The 14954-nt window shown below is 69.0% G+C and carries 15 protein-coding genes and 6 pseudogenes; 7 read left to right on the forward strand and 14 right to left on the reverse strand.

The window, feature by feature from the left end; all coding sequences use genetic code 11:
- From GJ632_RS10885 to GJ632_RS10905, 5 genes and pseudogenes are all read right to left on the reverse strand, one after another.
- Nucleotides 1–480: MFS transporter (locus tag GJ632_RS10885; protein ID WP_343161132.1), on the reverse strand; the 480-nt coding region annotated here is incomplete at its 3' end.
- A 45-nt stretch (nucleotides 481–525) separates the two neighbouring features.
- Nucleotides 526–1220, reverse strand: a pseudogene (locus tag GJ632_RS10890) (uroporphyrinogen-III synthase).
- Nucleotides 1221–1281: 61 nt separating this feature from the next.
- Nucleotides 1282–2025, reverse strand: a pseudogene (gene cobA, locus GJ632_RS10895) (uroporphyrinogen-III C-methyltransferase); the annotation flags it as partial.
- Nucleotides 2026–2164: 139 nt separating this feature from the next.
- Nucleotides 2165–2557: pseudogene (locus GJ632_RS10900) on the reverse strand (porphobilinogen deaminase); the annotation flags it as partial.
- Nucleotides 2558–2877: 320 nt separating this feature from the next.
- Nucleotides 2878–3711: an MBL fold metallo-hydrolase gene (locus GJ632_RS10905; protein ID WP_191452920.1), complete on the reverse strand. Its 834-nt coding sequence runs from the start codon at nucleotides 3709–3711 to the stop codon at nucleotides 2878–2880.
- A 563-nt stretch (nucleotides 3712–4274) separates the two neighbouring features.
- Between GJ632_RS10905 and GJ632_RS10910 the strand changes: the two genes are divergently transcribed.
- Entirely contained in the window at nucleotides 4275–4721 is a 447-nt protein-coding gene (locus GJ632_RS10910; RefSeq protein WP_191452921.1) for a TIGR00725 family protein, read from the forward strand.
- 132 nt (nucleotides 4722–4853) lie between these two features.
- On the opposite strand, the gene GJ632_RS10915 is transcribed toward GJ632_RS10910, so the two are convergent.
- Together GJ632_RS10915 and dph2 are read right to left on the reverse strand one after the other, a co-directional pair.
- Entirely contained in the window at nucleotides 4854–5438 is a 585-nt protein-coding gene (locus GJ632_RS10915; protein ID WP_191452922.1) for a hypothetical protein, read from the reverse strand.
- Between the two features lie 51 nt (nucleotides 5439–5489).
- Nucleotides 5490–6479, reverse strand: a complete 990-nt coding sequence (gene dph2, locus GJ632_RS10920; RefSeq protein WP_191452923.1) for a diphthamide biosynthesis enzyme Dph2 — start codon at nucleotides 6477–6479, stop codon at nucleotides 5490–5492.
- 171 nt (nucleotides 6480–6650) lie between these two features.
- Between dph2 and GJ632_RS10925 the strand changes: the two genes are divergently transcribed.
- On the forward strand, nucleotides 6651–6881 hold the full coding sequence (locus GJ632_RS10925) for a hypothetical protein (RefSeq protein WP_089810642.1): 231 nt from the start codon (nucleotides 6651–6653) through the stop codon (nucleotides 6879–6881).
- A gap of 49 nt (nucleotides 6882–6930) precedes the next feature.
- Here the strand turns inward: GJ632_RS10925 and GJ632_RS10930 are convergent, their stop codons facing one another.
- The 5 genes from GJ632_RS10930 to GJ632_RS10950 form a co-directional block, all read right to left on the reverse strand.
- Nucleotides 6931–7116, reverse strand: coding sequence for a hypothetical protein (locus GJ632_RS10930; RefSeq protein ID WP_191452924.1), 186 nt, complete (start codon nucleotides 7114–7116; stop codon nucleotides 6931–6933).
- Nucleotides 7094–7327: a hypothetical protein gene (locus GJ632_RS10935; protein ID WP_197427968.1), complete on the reverse strand. Its 234-nt coding sequence runs from the start codon at nucleotides 7325–7327 to the stop codon at nucleotides 7094–7096. The genes GJ632_RS10930 and GJ632_RS10935 overlap by 23 nt, the downstream gene beginning before the upstream one ends.
- Nucleotides 7324–8028 (reverse strand): hypothetical protein, encoded by a 705-nt coding sequence (locus GJ632_RS10940; protein WP_191452926.1) that lies wholly within the window; start codon nucleotides 8026–8028, stop codon nucleotides 7324–7326. The genes GJ632_RS10935 and GJ632_RS10940 overlap by 4 nt, the downstream gene beginning before the upstream one ends.
- Nucleotides 8029–8631: 603 nt before the next feature.
- The gene (locus tag GJ632_RS10945; RefSeq protein WP_191452927.1) at nucleotides 8632–9876 is read right to left on the reverse strand and encodes a DCC1-like thiol-disulfide oxidoreductase family protein; all 1245 of its coding nucleotides are present in this window, start codon (nucleotides 9874–9876) and stop codon (nucleotides 8632–8634) included.
- Nucleotides 9876–10646 (reverse strand): hypothetical protein, encoded by a 771-nt coding sequence (locus GJ632_RS10950; protein ID WP_191452928.1) that lies wholly within the window; start codon nucleotides 10644–10646, stop codon nucleotides 9876–9878. The genes GJ632_RS10945 and GJ632_RS10950 overlap by 1 nt, the downstream gene beginning before the upstream one ends.
- 300 nt (nucleotides 10647–10946) lie before the next feature.
- On the opposite strand from GJ632_RS10950, the gene GJ632_RS10955 reads away from it, so the two are divergent.
- The 3 genes and pseudogenes from GJ632_RS10955 (at nucleotide 10947) to GJ632_RS10970 (ending at nucleotide 12649) form a co-directional block, all read left to right on the forward strand.
- On the forward strand, nucleotides 10947–11321 hold the full coding sequence (locus GJ632_RS10955) for a YlbF family regulator (protein ID WP_191452929.1): 375 nt from the start codon (nucleotides 10947–10949) through the stop codon (nucleotides 11319–11321).
- Nucleotides 11322–11378: 57 nt separating this feature from the next.
- A pseudogene (locus tag GJ632_RS22090) lies at nucleotides 11379–12001 on the forward strand (MinD/ParA family protein).
- Nucleotides 12002–12025: 24 nt separating this feature from the next.
- Nucleotides 12026–12649 carry a transcriptional regulator gene (locus GJ632_RS10970; RefSeq protein WP_089810654.1) on the forward strand — a complete coding sequence of 208 codons (624 nt, stop codon included), beginning with the start codon at nucleotides 12026–12028 and terminating at the stop codon, nucleotides 12647–12649.
- 15 nt (nucleotides 12650–12664) lie between these two features.
- Here the strand turns inward: GJ632_RS10970 and GJ632_RS10975 are convergent, their stop codons facing one another.
- Both GJ632_RS10975 and GJ632_RS10980 read right to left on the reverse strand, forming a co-directional pair.
- The gene (locus tag GJ632_RS10975) at nucleotides 12665–12934 is read right to left on the reverse strand and encodes a hypothetical protein (protein ID WP_089810657.1); all 270 of its coding nucleotides are present in this window, start codon (nucleotides 12932–12934) and stop codon (nucleotides 12665–12667) included.
- A 58-nt stretch (nucleotides 12935–12992) separates the two neighbouring features.
- Nucleotides 12993–13982 (reverse strand): annotated as a pseudogene (locus tag GJ632_RS10980) (peptidylprolyl isomerase).
- 190 nt (nucleotides 13983–14172) lie between these two features.
- Between GJ632_RS10980 and GJ632_RS10985 the strand changes: the two are divergent.
- Nucleotides 14173–14610, forward strand: a complete 438-nt coding sequence (locus GJ632_RS10985) for a hypothetical protein (RefSeq protein WP_191452933.1) — start codon at nucleotides 14173–14175, stop codon at nucleotides 14608–14610.
- 15 nt (nucleotides 14611–14625) lie between these two features.
- A pseudogene (locus tag GJ632_RS10990) lies at nucleotides 14626–14954 on the forward strand (hypothetical protein); the annotation flags it as partial.

Consider the following 14954-nt stretch of genomic DNA (forward strand, 5'->3'; position numbering starts at 1 on the left):
GACGGCGGCGACGCCGGTGACGAGCAGCGACGCCGCGCCGCTCCCGGCGGTGACGCCGACCTGTTTCAGCCCCATGGCGAGGTTCGACCGGCCGGGGGGCGCTCCGGCGACGATGCCGCGGTTCGTGCCGGGCATCGCAACTGAGTACGCCACCCCGAGGAGCGCGCCGGCGACGAGCAACAGCGCGTAACTCGGCGCGAAGGAGACGCCGACGGTGGCCGCGGCGAGGGCGACGAGGCCGACGGCCATCACCGGCTTCTCGCCGTAGCCGTCCACGGCGGCACCGCTCGGGAACAGCGACACCGTGTAGCCGAGTAGCGCCGCGGTGAGGAAGACGCCGACCAGCGACTCCGTGAGACCGAACGACTCGCGGAGGAAGCCCGTCGCGGCGAAGATGCTGTAGTAACAGAGGCTGGCCGCCGTCTGCCACCCGGCGACGACGCCGACGGTCCGCCACGACCCCGACTCGCTCACGCGCACCTTCCAGTCGTCGCCCGCGCCCAGAGGCGTTCCCCTCTCACGGTGTCACTCGTGGTACGTCGGTGCGGCCGCTTCGACGACGGCGCAGGCCAGTTCCTCGAAGTCGGCGTTCTCGGGGACCACGTCCACGTCGATGCCGTGCGACGCGGCCGTCTCTCGCGTCGGCGGCCCGATGACGCGACGACGAGTCCGTTCAGTCCCTCGACGGCCTCCTCGCGCACGCCGCGTTCGGCGGCGGCGTCGAGGAAGTTCTCGACGGTCAAAGAGGAGGAGAAGCAGACGCCCTCCAACTCGCCGCCGGCGGCCATCACCGTCGACTGTCCCGCGCCCTCGGGACGGACGAGTCGGTACAGCACCGTCTCGTGGACGTCCGCGCCCGCCTCGCGCAGACCGTCGGTGAGCACGTCGCTGCCGTGGTCGCTCCGGGCGACTTCCACCGTCGCGCCCGCCACCTCGTCTCGCAGGCGTTCGACCAGTCCCGCCGAGGTGTACTCCGCGGGGACGACGTCGACGGTCCACCCGGCGTCGCGGGCGGCGTCGGCCGTCGCGGGACCGATGCAGACCAGCGCGGCGTCGCCGGGGTCCCATCCCGACTCGGCGAGCAGTTCGACGCCCGTCTTGCTCGTGAGGACGACGTACGCGCCCGGTTCGGGCGTCGCGCCGGTCGGTTCGACGGCGAGCATCGGGTCGGGGACGGGCGTCGCGCCCAGCGAGTCCAGCAGTTCGACGGCGTCGGCCATCCGGTCGTCGTCCGGGCGGAAGACGGCCACGCGGACCTGCCTGGCTCACTCCGTCTCCCCCCTCGCCCTCGGGCGTCGACGCCGCGTCCGGCGAGTCCAGTTCGCCCGTCCGATTTCGGAGGAACTCGACCACGCGTTCGCGCGTCGCGGCCACCTCGCCGACGACGGTGACGGCCGGCGGCTCTACCTCCGCCTCGTCGCGGACGCCGACGATGGTCTCTAAGGTGCCGGTGGCGACGCGCATCTCGGGCCACGTCGCGCGTTCGACCAGTGCCACGGGCGTCTCGGGGTCCATCCCGGCGTCCCGGAGCGCGGCGGTGTAGTCCGGCAGTTTCCCGACGCCCATCAGGACGACGAGGGTGCCGCCCGTGGCCGCCAGCGCCTCCCAGTTCACCGCGGACTCCTCCTTCGTCGGGTCCTCGTGGCCCGTGACGAACGAGACGGAGGAGGCGTGGTCGCGGTGGGTGACGGGGATGCCCGCCGTCCCCGGTCCGCCGATGGCCGACGTGATTCCGGGCACCACCTCGAACGGGATTCCCTCGCCGGCGAGGTGTTCCATCTCCTCGCCGCCGCGGCCGAAGACGAACGGGTCGCCGCCCTTCAGGCGGACGACGGTCTTGCCCTCGCGGGCGAGTTCGACCAGTCGCTTGTTCGTGTACTCCTGCGGCGTCCACTCGCCGCCGGCGCGCTTGCCCACGTCCTCCCGTTTCTCCTCCGGGATGCGCTCCAGAATCTCCGGGCCGGGGAGCTTGTCGTGCAGCACCACGTCCGCCGTCTCCAGCAGACGCGCGGCCTTCACCGTCATCAGGTCCGGGTCGCCCGGACCGCTGCCGACGAGGTAGACGGTGCCGACGGCCGTCACGCCCCGTCCACCTCGCCGTCGGCGTCGAGTTCGCTTCGCTCGTCGTCCGTCTCGGTGCGTGCCCCACCGCCGACGCTGTCGCGTCCGCGTCGTCCCGCGCCGCGGCGATGAGGTCGGCCGCACCCCGGTCGGCCAGCGAGTCGGCGAACTCGGCGGCCGCGTTCGCGTGGTCGCGCACCGGCAGGTCGCGACTCGCCTTCACCTCCTCGGTGCCGTCGGCCGAGAGGACGCGCGCGGTGACGTGGACGTACTCGCCCTGCAGTTTCGCGTGGACGCCGATGGGGGCGATACATCCGCCGCCGAGTTCCGCGAGGACGGTCCGCTCGACGGTGGTCGTCACGCGCGTCCGCGGGTCGTCCAGCGCCTCGCGTATCCGGTCTAACTGCTCGTGGTCGCTTCGGGTGGTGACGGCGATAGCGCCCTGTCCGGGCGAGGGGACGAACTCCGTCGGGGGGAGGCGTTCGTACTCGACGCGGTGGTCCTTGTACGCCGCCCAGTTTTCGCTCTCGAAGTCGGGGTGGAACCCGACTCCTTCCATGGGGAAGTCGTCCGGAATCTGGTCGACGATGCGGACGTGCGCGGACTCCTCGCTGTCGGATGTGATGCGGAACTTGATTGCGGGTACCGGGAACTCGTCGGCGACGAACGACTTCTCCACCTGAACGTCTCCGTTCGAGACGTACACCGGCCCCCCAACGTCGGACTCACGACTCATGTCGGTTCTTACCGAAAGGGGTGACATAAAACAACCGGGGAAAATATGATATTTGAGAAAGGGATGCTCCGCGCCGTCGACTACAGTTCGACCCGGTCGCCTATCTCGACCACTTCGAGGTGCTTCGGATACTCGTAACTCTTCGCGTGGTGGTGGAGCACCGTCGGGTCGGCGGTCATGCCCTTCCACATGTCCCAGTGACTCGGGAGGAAGCGGTCGAACTGGAGGTCTGAAGCCGCCTTCACGGCCTCGTTCTCCGTCGAGTACCACTTCGTGCGGACCGGTTCGCCCGTCTCCTTGTCGTCGATGTTGCCGACGGCGCCGAACGCGAGGACGCCCAGGTCGATGTCGTACGCCTCCCCCAGCGTCTCGAACTCGTCGGACGGCTTGGTGTCGCCGCCGTGGAAGAACGTGCCCGACTCGTGTTCGACGACGTAGGACACCGGGTGCGTCGAGTCGGGGTCGTGCGCGTGTTCGACGTGAATCGTGAACTCGCCCACCTCGAACGTGTCGCCCTCCGCGACTTCGGTGAACTGCCCCTCCTCGACGTCGTAGTCGTCCGTCCACGCCTCGTCCTCGAAGACCACGTCGAGGGAGTCGTCGGGGGCGTAGAACTGCGCGCCCGTCGATTCGAGGATGGGCGCTTGACTCGGCCCGTGGACGTGGTCCGTGTGCTCGTGCGTCGCGAGGACGGCGTCCATCTCGGTCACGTCGGCGGGGTCGAACGGCACCGGTATCATCCGGACGGTGCGCGGCGGGTCGCCGTGGCCGACGTACGGGTCGATGGCGAGCGTCGTCCCGTCGCTACCCTTCAGGAAGAAGCCGTTACAGCCGAGGTACCAGATGGACACCGTGTCCGGCGACGCGTCTTCGACCGCGCGCGGGAGCCAATCGCTCCAGTCGCTCACACTCATGTCGGTGGCTGCGTCCGGGCGGAGGCTAAGTGTTGCGGACCGGACGAACCGCCCCCCAATCGGCACGAACACTCATGTGCGACGAGTGCGAACGTCGATGCGCCAGTGAGACCGACAGTAGTGTCAGTTCACAGTCGGGTTCGGGCGCCGGACCGTCTCGGAGCGGTAACTGTGCCCAACGAACGCAACGTTCGTTGTTGGTAGTACCTCTATAACCGAGAAGTGTCTAAATAATCTACCTACCACTACCGGTTAGCAAACCAATACCCGGCACAAGCTATTTATTCTTCACCCGTGTCGTTCGTCGTGTAATGTCAGTTCATCATAGACAGACCGCCGACTTCTCGGAGATGGACGCGACGATGCGCTTACTCGGGTCGTGGGACCCCGAACCCCCGGCCACCGACCTCGACTGAGCGCGTTCGGTCGGCGACGCCCGCCCCCGCTCTCGAACCGCCCCCGCACAGACGCCGCATTCGCGGCACGTGCCGACGAACTCGGCCGTCGGTTTTTCGACTCGGTCGAACGAAACACGTACCAGCGACGCCGCCGACCCGACAGCCATGCGAATCAGTATCATCGGCGGCGGCACCGTCGCGGACGATGCCCGAGAGACGGCGGCCCAAACGGGTCGCGTCGTGGCCCGGCGAGGACACACCGTCGTCTGCGGCGGCCTCGGCGGCGTCATGGAGGCGGCTTGTCGCGGCGCGAAGGCGGCCGGCGGCGACACCATCGGCATCCTCCCGACGGACCGCCGCGCCGACGCCAACGACTACGTCGACACCCCCATCGCGACGGGCCTCGGCCACGGCCGAAACGCGCTGGTCGTCATGAACGGCGACGCCGCGGTGGCCATCGACGGTGCCGGCGGCACCCTCTCGGAAATCGGGTTCTCGCTCGTCTTCGACCGACCCATCGCGGGGTTGGGGACCCACGAGGTGCGCGGCGTCGAGGCGTGCGAGACGCCCGCTGAAGCGGTCGAGTACGTCGAGAGCGCGGTCGACGGCTGAGCGAACGCGGTCCGGGAGCGAGCGTCTTCGGTTCTGGCCGCTGACACCACGAACGACGGAACCGAGACCCGAACCGAACGAAACGGTGACGGAGACGGCAGAAACGTCGCGAGAACTAGCGCGCCGCGGGCGTCAGCCCCGCCGTCGCTCCCAGACGCGCGCCGCGATGGCGCCCATGCCGAACGTCCCGAGGACGAAGTTCGTGAGGTCGCTGACGACGGGAATCGCCGTCAGCAGGGCGACGACGACGGCGCCGACGGCGACGCTGGTCCACAGCGACGACCCCTCGGACCACCCGGTGGCGACGGCACCGACGGTCACCGTCGCGAGGACGTTCGCGACGAGGCCGACGATGGCGAGGAGGAACGCGCCGGGGACGAGGACGACGAGGCCGATGATGGTGATGGCGAGCAGAACCGCCACGACGAGAGTCGCTATCAGCGTCGCGATGCCGAAGACGAACGACTCGACCGGTTCCGAGCGGATGCGCCGGACGATGGCTTCGGAGTAGTCCGGGGCGACGCCGACGACGATGGCTCCGAGGACGAGGTTGACGGCCAGTCCGGCGACGAAGGCGAGGACGGGGCCGTAGACGGGTCGGCGCGGCGTGTCGGGAATCGACTGGGCGGCCGCCGGGTCGGCGACGAGGCAGCCGAGTCCGACCGCGAGAGCGGCCGTGAGCGTCACTATCGAGCGTCTGTGTGTACTGGAGGGCACAGACGGAGAGACCGCAGAGGGAGATAAAGAGCTTGTGGAGCTCTCAGCGAGCTACCAGGTGCCGTGGAACGTGTCGAACTCCAGCGCGTCGAGGGGTTCGTCGCCGACGGCGATGCGGTACTCCTGCGGCGTCAGCATCGGCTTGTGGAAGCGCGGACCGTCGTCGGTGGTGATGCGCGGACAGCCGGTGTTGACGAACGCGTCCATGTCGAAGTTGCGGAGGCGGTCCGGCGTCACCTCGTCCATCGTGATGAGGTAGGCGTCGTCGTTGTCCGCGATTATCTGCTCGGCTATCTCCATGCGGCCCTGACCGATCTTCGTGCAGAAGATGACGCCCCACTTTTCGGCGTCCATCGCCTTGTGGACGGAGGCGTAGCGCTGCTTCATGAACTTCTCCGTGTCGGCGATGGTGACGACGTTGTTCACGGGGTCGGCGATGACCACCTTCTTGTCGGGGTGTTCCATCGCCAGTCCGAGCGGGTGGAACTTCCCGCCGCCGACGTACAGCACCTGGTCGGCGTCGATGTCGGCGGAGGCGTAGTTGCAGCCGAGCACCTGCCCCTCGTGGGAGAGTCGGTCGTCGCCGCGGCGCGTGTGCACGTCGTAACCGCGCTCTTCGAGCCAGTCGCACATGTCCTCGAAGCGGTTCATGTGCTGGGCTGTCGTCACCAGTCCCACCTCGTCGCCCTCCAGTTCCGCCAGCGACTCCTCGAGGATGGGGAACGGGTCGACGTTCGAGAACAGCGGGACGTAGATTATCTTGTCGGACTCCTTCATCGGCGAGTGCCCGAAGTGGACGAACACGTCCGTCCGGCGCATCAGGTAGGTGTCGAGGTCGCAGGCGCCGTAACAGGGCTGGCCCGACAGCATGAACGTCACGTCGTCGTCGCACAGGGCGCGCAGGTCGTCTGCGACCGCCGGGCCGCGGCGCTTCAGTCCCTCGGGGAACTGCAGGCCGACGCGACTCGCGTCGCGCTCTTCGACTTCCTCGACGATTCGCTCGAGTTCGTAGTCCCACTCGCGGTCGTGCCGCAACGACATCCCGGTGTTTCTGAGGTCCCCCTCCGACGTCGCGTCTGACTCATTGCACCTCTCTTGCGAGTCGGGAGGGATAACGTCGGCGGTTCCACCCCTCCGCGGCCCGTTCGGAGACGTGTGCGGCGGACGCAGGACTCGCGACAGTTTATATCGTGGTAGGAAGTACCATAGTGTATGTCGTCAGAAGAACACGAACACGAGGGGGAGCACGAACACGAGGACGAGGAAGCGCTCACCGAGTGTCCCGAGTGCGGGGCGGAGATAACGGGCGAGGAGAGCCTCGAATCGAAGACGGTGCCCGAACTGCGCGTCGACTCCGGGTCGGTGTACGCCAAGGGCAAGAACGACCTCTGGCTGTGTAAGGGCTGCCGCGCGACGCTCGGCGTCAAGTTGCGGGAGCGCTAACCCGAACCACCGCCCGCCGACGGCGAACGGCGTCTCGACGCGGACGGAGTCAGTCCGGCGCGGACGTCGTCGCGTTCGCAGTCGTCCGACTCTCGGTCGCCGGCTCCGTCGCCGTTCCGGTCCCGCCGGTTGCCGCGTTCTCCGTCGTCTCGTTCTCCGTCGTCGCGTTCTCCACCGTCGCGTTCTCCACCGTCGCGTTTTCGGCCGCCCCGTCAGCGGTCGTCGAACCGGACACGGGCACGCCCGCCGCCGCGTCGGGGGCCGTCGCGTTCACCGCGCGGTCGTACCACCGGGGGGCGCGAGACGGTCACCGCGTCCATCGACGCGTACTCCATCCGGTAAGACACCTCTCGCGTCTCGTCGCCGACGGTCCGGTCGTAGGAGACGACGAGCACCGACACGAAGCCGTCGGACCCGACGGACGCCTCGGCCCGGTAGTCGCTCACGTTCGCCGCGCGCGGAATCGACTCCGGCGTGCCGGTGGCGACGACGCGGAACGGGTAGCGAGTGTCGTCCACGCGCGTGACGCGGGTCCGGGAGGCGTCAGGTATCGCTCGACGGCCGACGACGCCCGTTGCTCGAACAGACCGTGACCGTTCTCGTCTATCCGGACGGGGTACCGGTAGAACGACTCGTTCCGCCCGTCGACCCGGACGAATATCTGCTCGCCGTCGGCGTAGGCGGTGTACTGGACCAGTTCGTCGCCGTCGTCGTCGGTGTCGGTCGCGGGCGTCTCACCGGACCTCGACTCCGCCGCCCGGTCGCGGGCGTAGCCGGTGACCGTGTAGCGGAAGTGCCGGGGGTCCTCCACCTCCGCCTGTTGCCAGACGCCGCGCCAGACGCGCCCGCTCCAGTCTTCGGTTCCCGACTGCCTGAGGACGATGCGGTACGAGCGCCCGGCGACGGCGTCGGCGTGCGCGTCGGCCAGCGTCTCGGCGTCCGTCACACCCGTCGCGCCGATTCCCGGCGGGAACAGCGTCGTCTCCGCGCCGTCGTCGGTGGGGACGGACGCGCCGACGACGACGGGGCCGGACTCGGCCTGCGCGGCGTCGTTCGCCGCCGGCGAGACGCCCGGGCCGAACGGCCCGAGAAGCGCCGCGACGACGAGTGCGACGATGACGACGGCGGCGACGCTGGCCGCCGACACGTCGCCGACCCGGCGAGGGTGCCGTCGTCGTCGTTCCCGGGGACCGGCCCGGCGACGACCGGTGACGCGTCGAAGTGCGTCGCGAACAGTCGCTCGGCGTCCCGTCGGTCGATACCGTAGAGCGCCAGGTTCCTGAGGTCCGCGGGACCGACGAGCGTCAGTCCCTCGCGGGCGGCCAGTCGGTCGATGCGCGGCGTCGGACGCGCCGCGACGACAGCGTCCGCGTCGGCGGGGACGCGCGGGTTCCTGAGTCGCCACGCGCTTGCGACGGGTGCCAGCACGCGCCCCTCGTCGGCGAGGACGACGGCGCCGTCGTCGCGGACGGTCACCGCTCGGCCCCGACTGGCGTACAGGTCCGTGACGAACGCCGTGAACGCGTCTTCGCCGAGGCGGCGGAGCCACCCCTCGACGTCCGCACCGGGACGGCTGGCATGTGCTCACGTAGCACGCCGAGCGCAACGACTCTTTCCCCTCTCGACGGGCGCGCGTCACCGCCGACCGGGACGGGCGGGTGTCGCGTCCCGGGAACGGTCTGCCAGTCGTCCCGGGGACGGTCTGTCAGTCCACCCCGAACGGTCGGTCAATCCATCTGCGTATGGCCGGTCAATCCAGATGCGCCGGGCGGCAGGCGAAGTGACGGCTGCGATTGTCCGCGACGTACCGGTACACGCGGCGGCCGACCGACTGGACGGGTCCGCGAGCCATCAGCCACGCCAGCGGGTGAAACAGGCGGTTCTGTCCGAGCAGTTCTCGGAAGGCGTCGTAGCCCTCGTAGGTGTCGGCGCCGTCGAACACGAACATCGCGCGCTCGAAGTCGACGCCCGGTCGGGCCGCGTACTCGTCGGGCGCGTCGTACTGCGTGTAGAAGGTGACCGAGTCCGTCACGTCCAGCAGTTTGACGGGGTACAGCGACCGCGCGCAGAACAGGCAGTGCTCGTCGAAGACGAGGTCGAGGTCCCGGTCGACCGCGAGTCGGGCGTAGGCGCGGTCGAAGGCGGCGAACAGCGCCAGGAAGAACAGGTTGTCGACGAAGAAGATTCCCAGCAACACCACGTTCGACAGGGTGAAGGCGACGAGACCGAGGACGAACGGCGTGACGGAGAGGCCGGCGAGGACCGCGGCGAGGAACCCGAGTTCGAGGACGAGCGTCCCGATTCCTCCAAGGACGCCCAGAAGGGGGTAGTCGACGACGGCCAACTGGACGTCGTGCCAGGGGTAGACGTAGGACCGGACGAGGACGAGTCGGGCCAGGTTGTCGGGGGCGACGAAGCCGAGTCCGCCGCCGTCGACGACCTTGCTCACGCCGGTGCTGAAGAACAGCAGCGCGAGCGTCAGCAGCGCGTACTTCAGCGCCGGCATCCGGTACCGGCGGTCGTCCTCGGACTGCAGGAGGTCGACGAGCGAGTCGAGCGAGCGGGTCCGAACCGCTCGAAGCCCGTCCACCGAGAGCGCGTCGTCGTCGGGGTACAGGGCGAAGAACAGCAGGAGCACCGAGCCGATGAACAGGCTGTCGACCTCGCCGGTGTTGACGAGCGTCGAGCGGACGGTGGCGAGGTGGGCGAGCAGGAACGAACTCGCCACGCCGGTGACGCGAAGCCGGTAGCCGACGACCACGAGCAGCACCAGTCCGACGAGGAGCCACTTCTCGACGGTGAGCAGCCAAGGCATCCCGGTCGGAATCGCCCACTCGTACCGCGGGTTCGCCATCGCGCGGAACGGCACGTCCAGCACGCCGGCCCAGTCGTACCAGACCGTCTTCCAGACGAGCCAGCAGCCCAGCAGCAACCGACCCGCGGCGAGGTTGAGCGGCGAGGAGCGGCCGTCGTCGTCGAAGTAGTTGACGAACATCAGACGCTCACCCCCGACGGGGCGAGACTGCTCCGGTTCCCCGACCCGGTTCGGTTCATCGAGCGCGTGGGAGCCGAGCGGTTCGACGGCGGCGCCGGTGCGGCCTCACCGGAGGGGAACGACTCGAACACCAGCGTCTCGTCGTAGCGGACCACTTCCGTCCCGTCCGGCGAGGTGACGAACGTCATCTCGTACATCCGCACCCCCACGAACCGGTCGTAGCCCTCGAGTAACGACGGCGTCCACACGCTCGTCAGCCCGTGGTGGGGGAATCGCAACGCGTCCGTCTGCCCGCTGGCCACCTCGGCCCGGTACGCCCGCGCCTGCCGGAGGAGGTGCCGCGCCGCGGCCTCGTCGCCCGTGTCGCTGTCGTCGCTCCGTATCTGCCGAATCATCGGCCCGGTCGACACCGCGTCGAACTCGAGCGTCATGCGGTCGTCCATCTTCACCTCGTTGCCGGACGCGTCGACGATGCGTATCTCCGTGTACGTCTCCACCTCGGAGGTCGGTTCCGAGAAGTGACCCCACGAGACGAACGGGAGCGGCGCCATCGGGACGACGAAGTTGACTACGACCAGTCCGGCGAAGAAGCACCCGACGAACGCCTGCCGCGAACGCCACCTGTCGCCGAGGGCGACGGCGGCGGCCCCGGCGAGGAAGAAGCCGAAGAAGACGCCGGGCAGGATGTACGACGCGTACGGGCGGAGGAGGACGACCAGTTCGGCCGGGGAGACCCACAGCGGGGTCGGCGGCGGACTCGTCACGGGCACCCCCCCGTCGCGGTACTCGCCGCGATGTTCGGTCGTCGGTGCCGTTCGTCGCCCCGGTCTGTCGTGTCGCCGCTCCCACACCCAGTCATGCTCGTTGAGACGGAATCACACTCTCCCTACATTGGTACTGTCCGTATAACTGACCTATAATCGGACGATACAGTCACTGGTGTCTCCCGCACCGCCCCGCTCCGTCACGCCGGCGCGTCCGACCCGGGCGGCGGTACGCGCGGCGGCGCGACCGACGCGCGACCGTTCCGCCTCCGGCAAGTTCAAACGAATCGGCTCCTAACACCGTCTATGAGCATCCAGACGGACCGACTCGACGAACTCGGGCAGGAACTCGGCGAGGCCATCGCGGCGACGCCCGAGTACGAGGCGTTCGAGGAGGCGAAGGCGGCCGTCGAGAACGACGAGGAGATACAGGCGGAGATTCGGGAGTTCCAGCGTCTCCGCGAGGAGTTCATGATGGCGCGCCAGACGGGGGAGGCGACGCAGGAAGCCCTCCAGAAGGTCCAGTCCGCACAGCAGGACCTGCACTCGAAGCCGGTGATGGCGGAGTATCTCGAGGCGCAGGCGGACCTGCAGGAACGACTCGAAGCCGTCAACGAGGCCATCTCCGAACCGCTCGCCGTCGACTTCGGCGGCGAGGCCGGCGGTTGCTGTCAGGACTGAACCGGGCGCGCTCGACGCGGCCACGACTTTTTGTACGGTGAGGGGACCAGACGCCCCATGCTCGCGATAGCCGGCGGCAAGGGCGGGTGCGGGAAGACGACGACGACGCTCGGACTCGCCGCCGCCCTCGACGGTGCCACCGCCGTCGTCGACGCCGACACGGACATGCCGAACCTCCACGCCCTCGCGGGCGTCCGCGCGACGCCCCCTCGGACCGTCGCGGACACCCCACCCCGACGACGAGAGCGTAACCGTCTACCCGGCCCCGCCGACCGGGGACGAGGGACGCGAGGCGCGTTCGCGAGACGCCGAGGCGCGCCTGCGACGCCTCCGGGACGTGCCGACTGAGGCGACGTTGCTCGACTGTCCCGCCGGTGCGGGCCCGGACGCCGCCGCCCCCCCTCCGCGAGGCGGACGCCGCACTCGTGGTGACGCCGCCGTGCGCGCCCGCCCTGCGCGACACGGTGAAGACCGTCGCGATGGCCGACGCCCTCGGCACGCGCGTCGCCGGCGCCGTCCTCGTCCGGTCGCGCGTCGTCCCCTCGGGCGTCGAATCGCTGCTCGGCTGTCCGGTCCTCGGTACCGTCCCGCCCGCGGACCCGCCCGTCCTCGATGCCGACGCCGTGCGTCGCGCCTACCGGAACGTGGCAGAAAATTTACAGGCTAGCAAAGAGCTATGAACCCTGACAGTCATACTCTCTGTCGTGTCGGACAGACTCTCGACTGGCATCACGGTTCTCGACCGAGAACTGGGCGGCGGCCTCCCGGCGGGGAGCATCGTCTACCTCGACGCGGACCCCGCGAGCCAGTCGGAACTGTTCCTCTACGAACTCACCGCCGTCCGCGGGACGCTGTACCTCACGACGCTCCGGTCCGACCAGGCGGTGCGGGACGCCATCGACCGGACGCTGGGACGGGCGGGGTCGCCAACCGTACGCAGCGTGGGCGGCGAAGCGCCTCTGGACGTGGCGAATCGCCTCGTCCACGACCTGCCGGAACGGGCGAACCTCGTCGTCGACGTCGTCGACGTGCTGGAGGCGTCCGACGCCGTCCGGTATCGTGCGTTCCTGAACGACCTGCAGACGCACATGGTCAACACGGGTGGACTCGCCATCCTCCACGGCATGAAGGGCGAGGACCCCTCCAACCGGAAGTACACCAAACACATGGCGGACGTGGTGTTCGACCTCCGGACCGCCGTCGACGGCGCGGAGATAGAGAACCGCCTCGCCGTCCCGAAGTTCCGCGGCGGCCGCGCCCCCGAGGAGACCATCAAACTCCGCCTCGCGGACGAAGTCGCCGTGGACACCAGCAGGGACATCGCCTGACCCGTCGGCCGCCGCCTACACCGCGTAGTAGAGTATCGTTCCGAGCGTCACCGCGAGCGTCAGCGCCGACCAGTTCCGCACGGTGTCGAACGCCCCGAGGTCGAGGCGGCGCGTGAACACGGCGGCGAAGTACGGGACGAGAGGAAGCAGGCGGACGACGTACGGCGCGTCGCGGGCGAGGACGAACCGGAGGACGAGCGTCAACCCGACCGTACACGCCGCGGCGACGGCGGCCACCTTCAGGTCGTCGGGCACTGCGAGCGTCGCGGCCGAGTCGTCGGACATCGCTGTCGGGTCAGTCGTCGCGACCGGCAAAAGAATGCGTGGATTCGCCCGCGGGGAGTTACTCTTCGTCGCCTTCGAGTTCTTCGACGAGTTCGTCGGCGTCGACGTCGACGTCCTCGATGGCTTCCTCGATGTCCTCGGCGTCGGCGCCGCCCGCGCCGCCCATGCCGCCCATCATACCGCCCATGCCGCCCATCATGCCGCCCATGCCCTCGATGGTCTCCTGGACGATGACGCGGTCGAGGTCCAGACGGTCCATGAGGTCCTGCGCAATCTGCTGCTTCGAGAACATCCACTGCTGGTTCATCGTCATCTGCTGGGTGGCCTCGATGTACAGCGTCTCCTTCTCGACGGTGACCGTCTCCGTCTCGGGTTCGGAGTCGTCGTCCTCGTCGTCGGACTCGACGACCTGCTCTTCTTCGACCTCGTCCGTCTGGATCCAGACCTCGGGTACCTGCTGGAGGTACATCCCGAGCAGACCGCCGGCCTGCTCCTCGCGGTCCTCGACGAGTTCGAGAATCTCGTACTCGTACTCGAGGTCCTCGCCGGCGAGGGGGGTGGTTGAAGTTGACGCGGGCGCGGCCGCCGATGATGGTCTCGACGCGGCCCTGGTCGCCGTCGACCTGCACCTGCGCGCCGGGGTAGCGGTCGTCCTCGTCGATCTTGTTCGCGCTGACCGTGCGAACCTCGTCGTCGTCGAACTCGCCGAACGCCTCGGCGGCGGGGATGTCGACCGTGCCCGTGTCGCCGACTTCGGCGCCGATCAGTCGTCGTCCACCGACTCGAAGATGTGGCCCGCACCGACGATGATGGTTCGCGGTTCGAACTCGTACTCGTCGGTGTCTATCTCGGCCTCTTCGGCCACCGCTTCGTCGGTCGTGTCGACGACGGTGTCGTCTTCGACCGTCCGGACCGTGTAGGCGAGTCGGACGAAGTCGCCGTCCTGAATTCCGCCCTCGGTCTCCTCCTCGGCGACCTCTTCTTCGACGTCCTCCGTTGCATCGGCGTCTGCCTGCTCTTCGGCTTCCGCCTGCTGTTCGTCACTCATACGCGGTACATCTCTCGTGCGACCCTTAAGAATCACGTTTCGCCGATTGCCGATCCGGCCGAGTTCTGGCGGATCGAACGCCCGTTTCCGAGCCGCTACCGCCCGCCCACCGCGTTCGAGTCCCGGTGTGCGACGAGCGAACGGTTTATGATGGATACCGAACAATCGTTCGTGATAGGTGAGTGTTGACATGGCGCAAGAATCGCTGGTGGTCAGCTTCGTACTCGGGGTCGCGCTGATAGCCGCCGTCGTCGCCCTCACGGGCCGGGGGTGGCGGCAGTACTCCGTCGCCGGCGGGTCGACGACGGGCGGGGGTCGGTCGGTGGTGAGTCGCGGCGCGGACAGTCCGATGGTGTGGACCGTCGCGTTCCTCGTCGCCGCCCTCGCGTTCGGCGGCGCGACCGTCCTGTTCGTCGGCGGCGCGGAGGTGTCGGGGATGGCCGCCCTCGGCGGCGGCTTCCTCCTCGCGGCGACGATACTCGTGTTCGCGTCCTACGTCTTCTACGGGACGTTCGTCTCCGCGCGGAACCGCGGACTGAAGAACGCGCAGGCCGCCCTCCTCGGCGCGTGGGCCATCGGGTCGCTGTTCGTCCTCGCCGTCGCCCTCAAACTGTTCGGAGCGTTCTGACGCGCCGGCACGCCGATGTCTCGCCCCCTCGTTCGCGCGCTCCGCCTCTGCGCCGTCGTCCTCGGAGCGGCGACGCTCTCCCGCCCGGTGGTGGCGCACGCCGGGTCCCTCGCCGGGTCGCTTCGCACGGTGCCGGCGCCGTTCTGGCTGGTCCTCCTCTCCGGCGGCGGCGTCGTCGGCGTCTCATTTCTGTTCTCCAGTTTCGTCACCGACACCGAGACGCTCGACGCGTCGCGGCGCGTCGCCTGCGACTCGGACTCACCGCCGTCGCCGACCGACTCCGCCCGGTCGTTCGCTGGGCGGGCGTCGCCGTCCTCGCGGGCGCGTCGTCCTCTTCCCCGGCG

It is taken from the genome of Halogeometricum sp. CBA1124, from assembly GCF_009741955.1.
GTDB classification, from domain to species: Archaea; Halobacteriota; Halobacteria; order Halobacteriales; family Haloferacaceae; genus Halogeometricum; species Halogeometricum rufum.

What these genes read in the sequence shown, in the direction of transcription:
- GJ632_RS10905 (WP_191452920.1), bottom strand. Translation starts at nt 3,711, where the DNA reads ATGAGTGTGAGCGACTGGAGCGATTGGCTCCCGCGCGCGGTCGAAGAC.
- GJ632_RS10910 (WP_191452921.1), top strand. Translation starts at nt 4,275, where the DNA reads ATGCGAATCAGTATCATCGGCGGCGGCACCGTCGCGGACGATGCCCGA.
- dph2 (WP_191452923.1), bottom strand. Translation starts at nt 6,479, where the DNA reads ATGTCGTTGCGGCACGACCGCGAGTGGGACTACGAACTCGAGCGAATC.
- GJ632_RS10925 (WP_089810642.1), top strand. Translation starts at nt 6,651, where the DNA reads ATGTCGTCAGAAGAACACGAACACGAGGGGGAGCACGAACACGAGGAC.
- GJ632_RS10945 (WP_191452927.1), bottom strand. Translation starts at nt 9,876, where the DNA reads ATGTTCGTCAACTACTTCGACGACGACGGCCGCTCCTCGCCGCTCAAC.
- GJ632_RS10955 (WP_191452929.1), top strand. Translation starts at nt 10,947, where the DNA reads ATGAGCATCCAGACGGACCGACTCGACGAACTCGGGCAGGAACTCGGC.
- GJ632_RS10975 (WP_089810657.1), bottom strand. Translation starts at nt 12,934, where the DNA reads ATGTCCGACGACTCGGCCGCGACGCTCGCAGTGCCCGACGACCTGAAG.
- GJ632_RS10985 (WP_191452933.1), top strand. Translation starts at nt 14,173, where the DNA reads ATGGCGCAAGAATCGCTGGTGGTCAGCTTCGTACTCGGGGTCGCGCTG.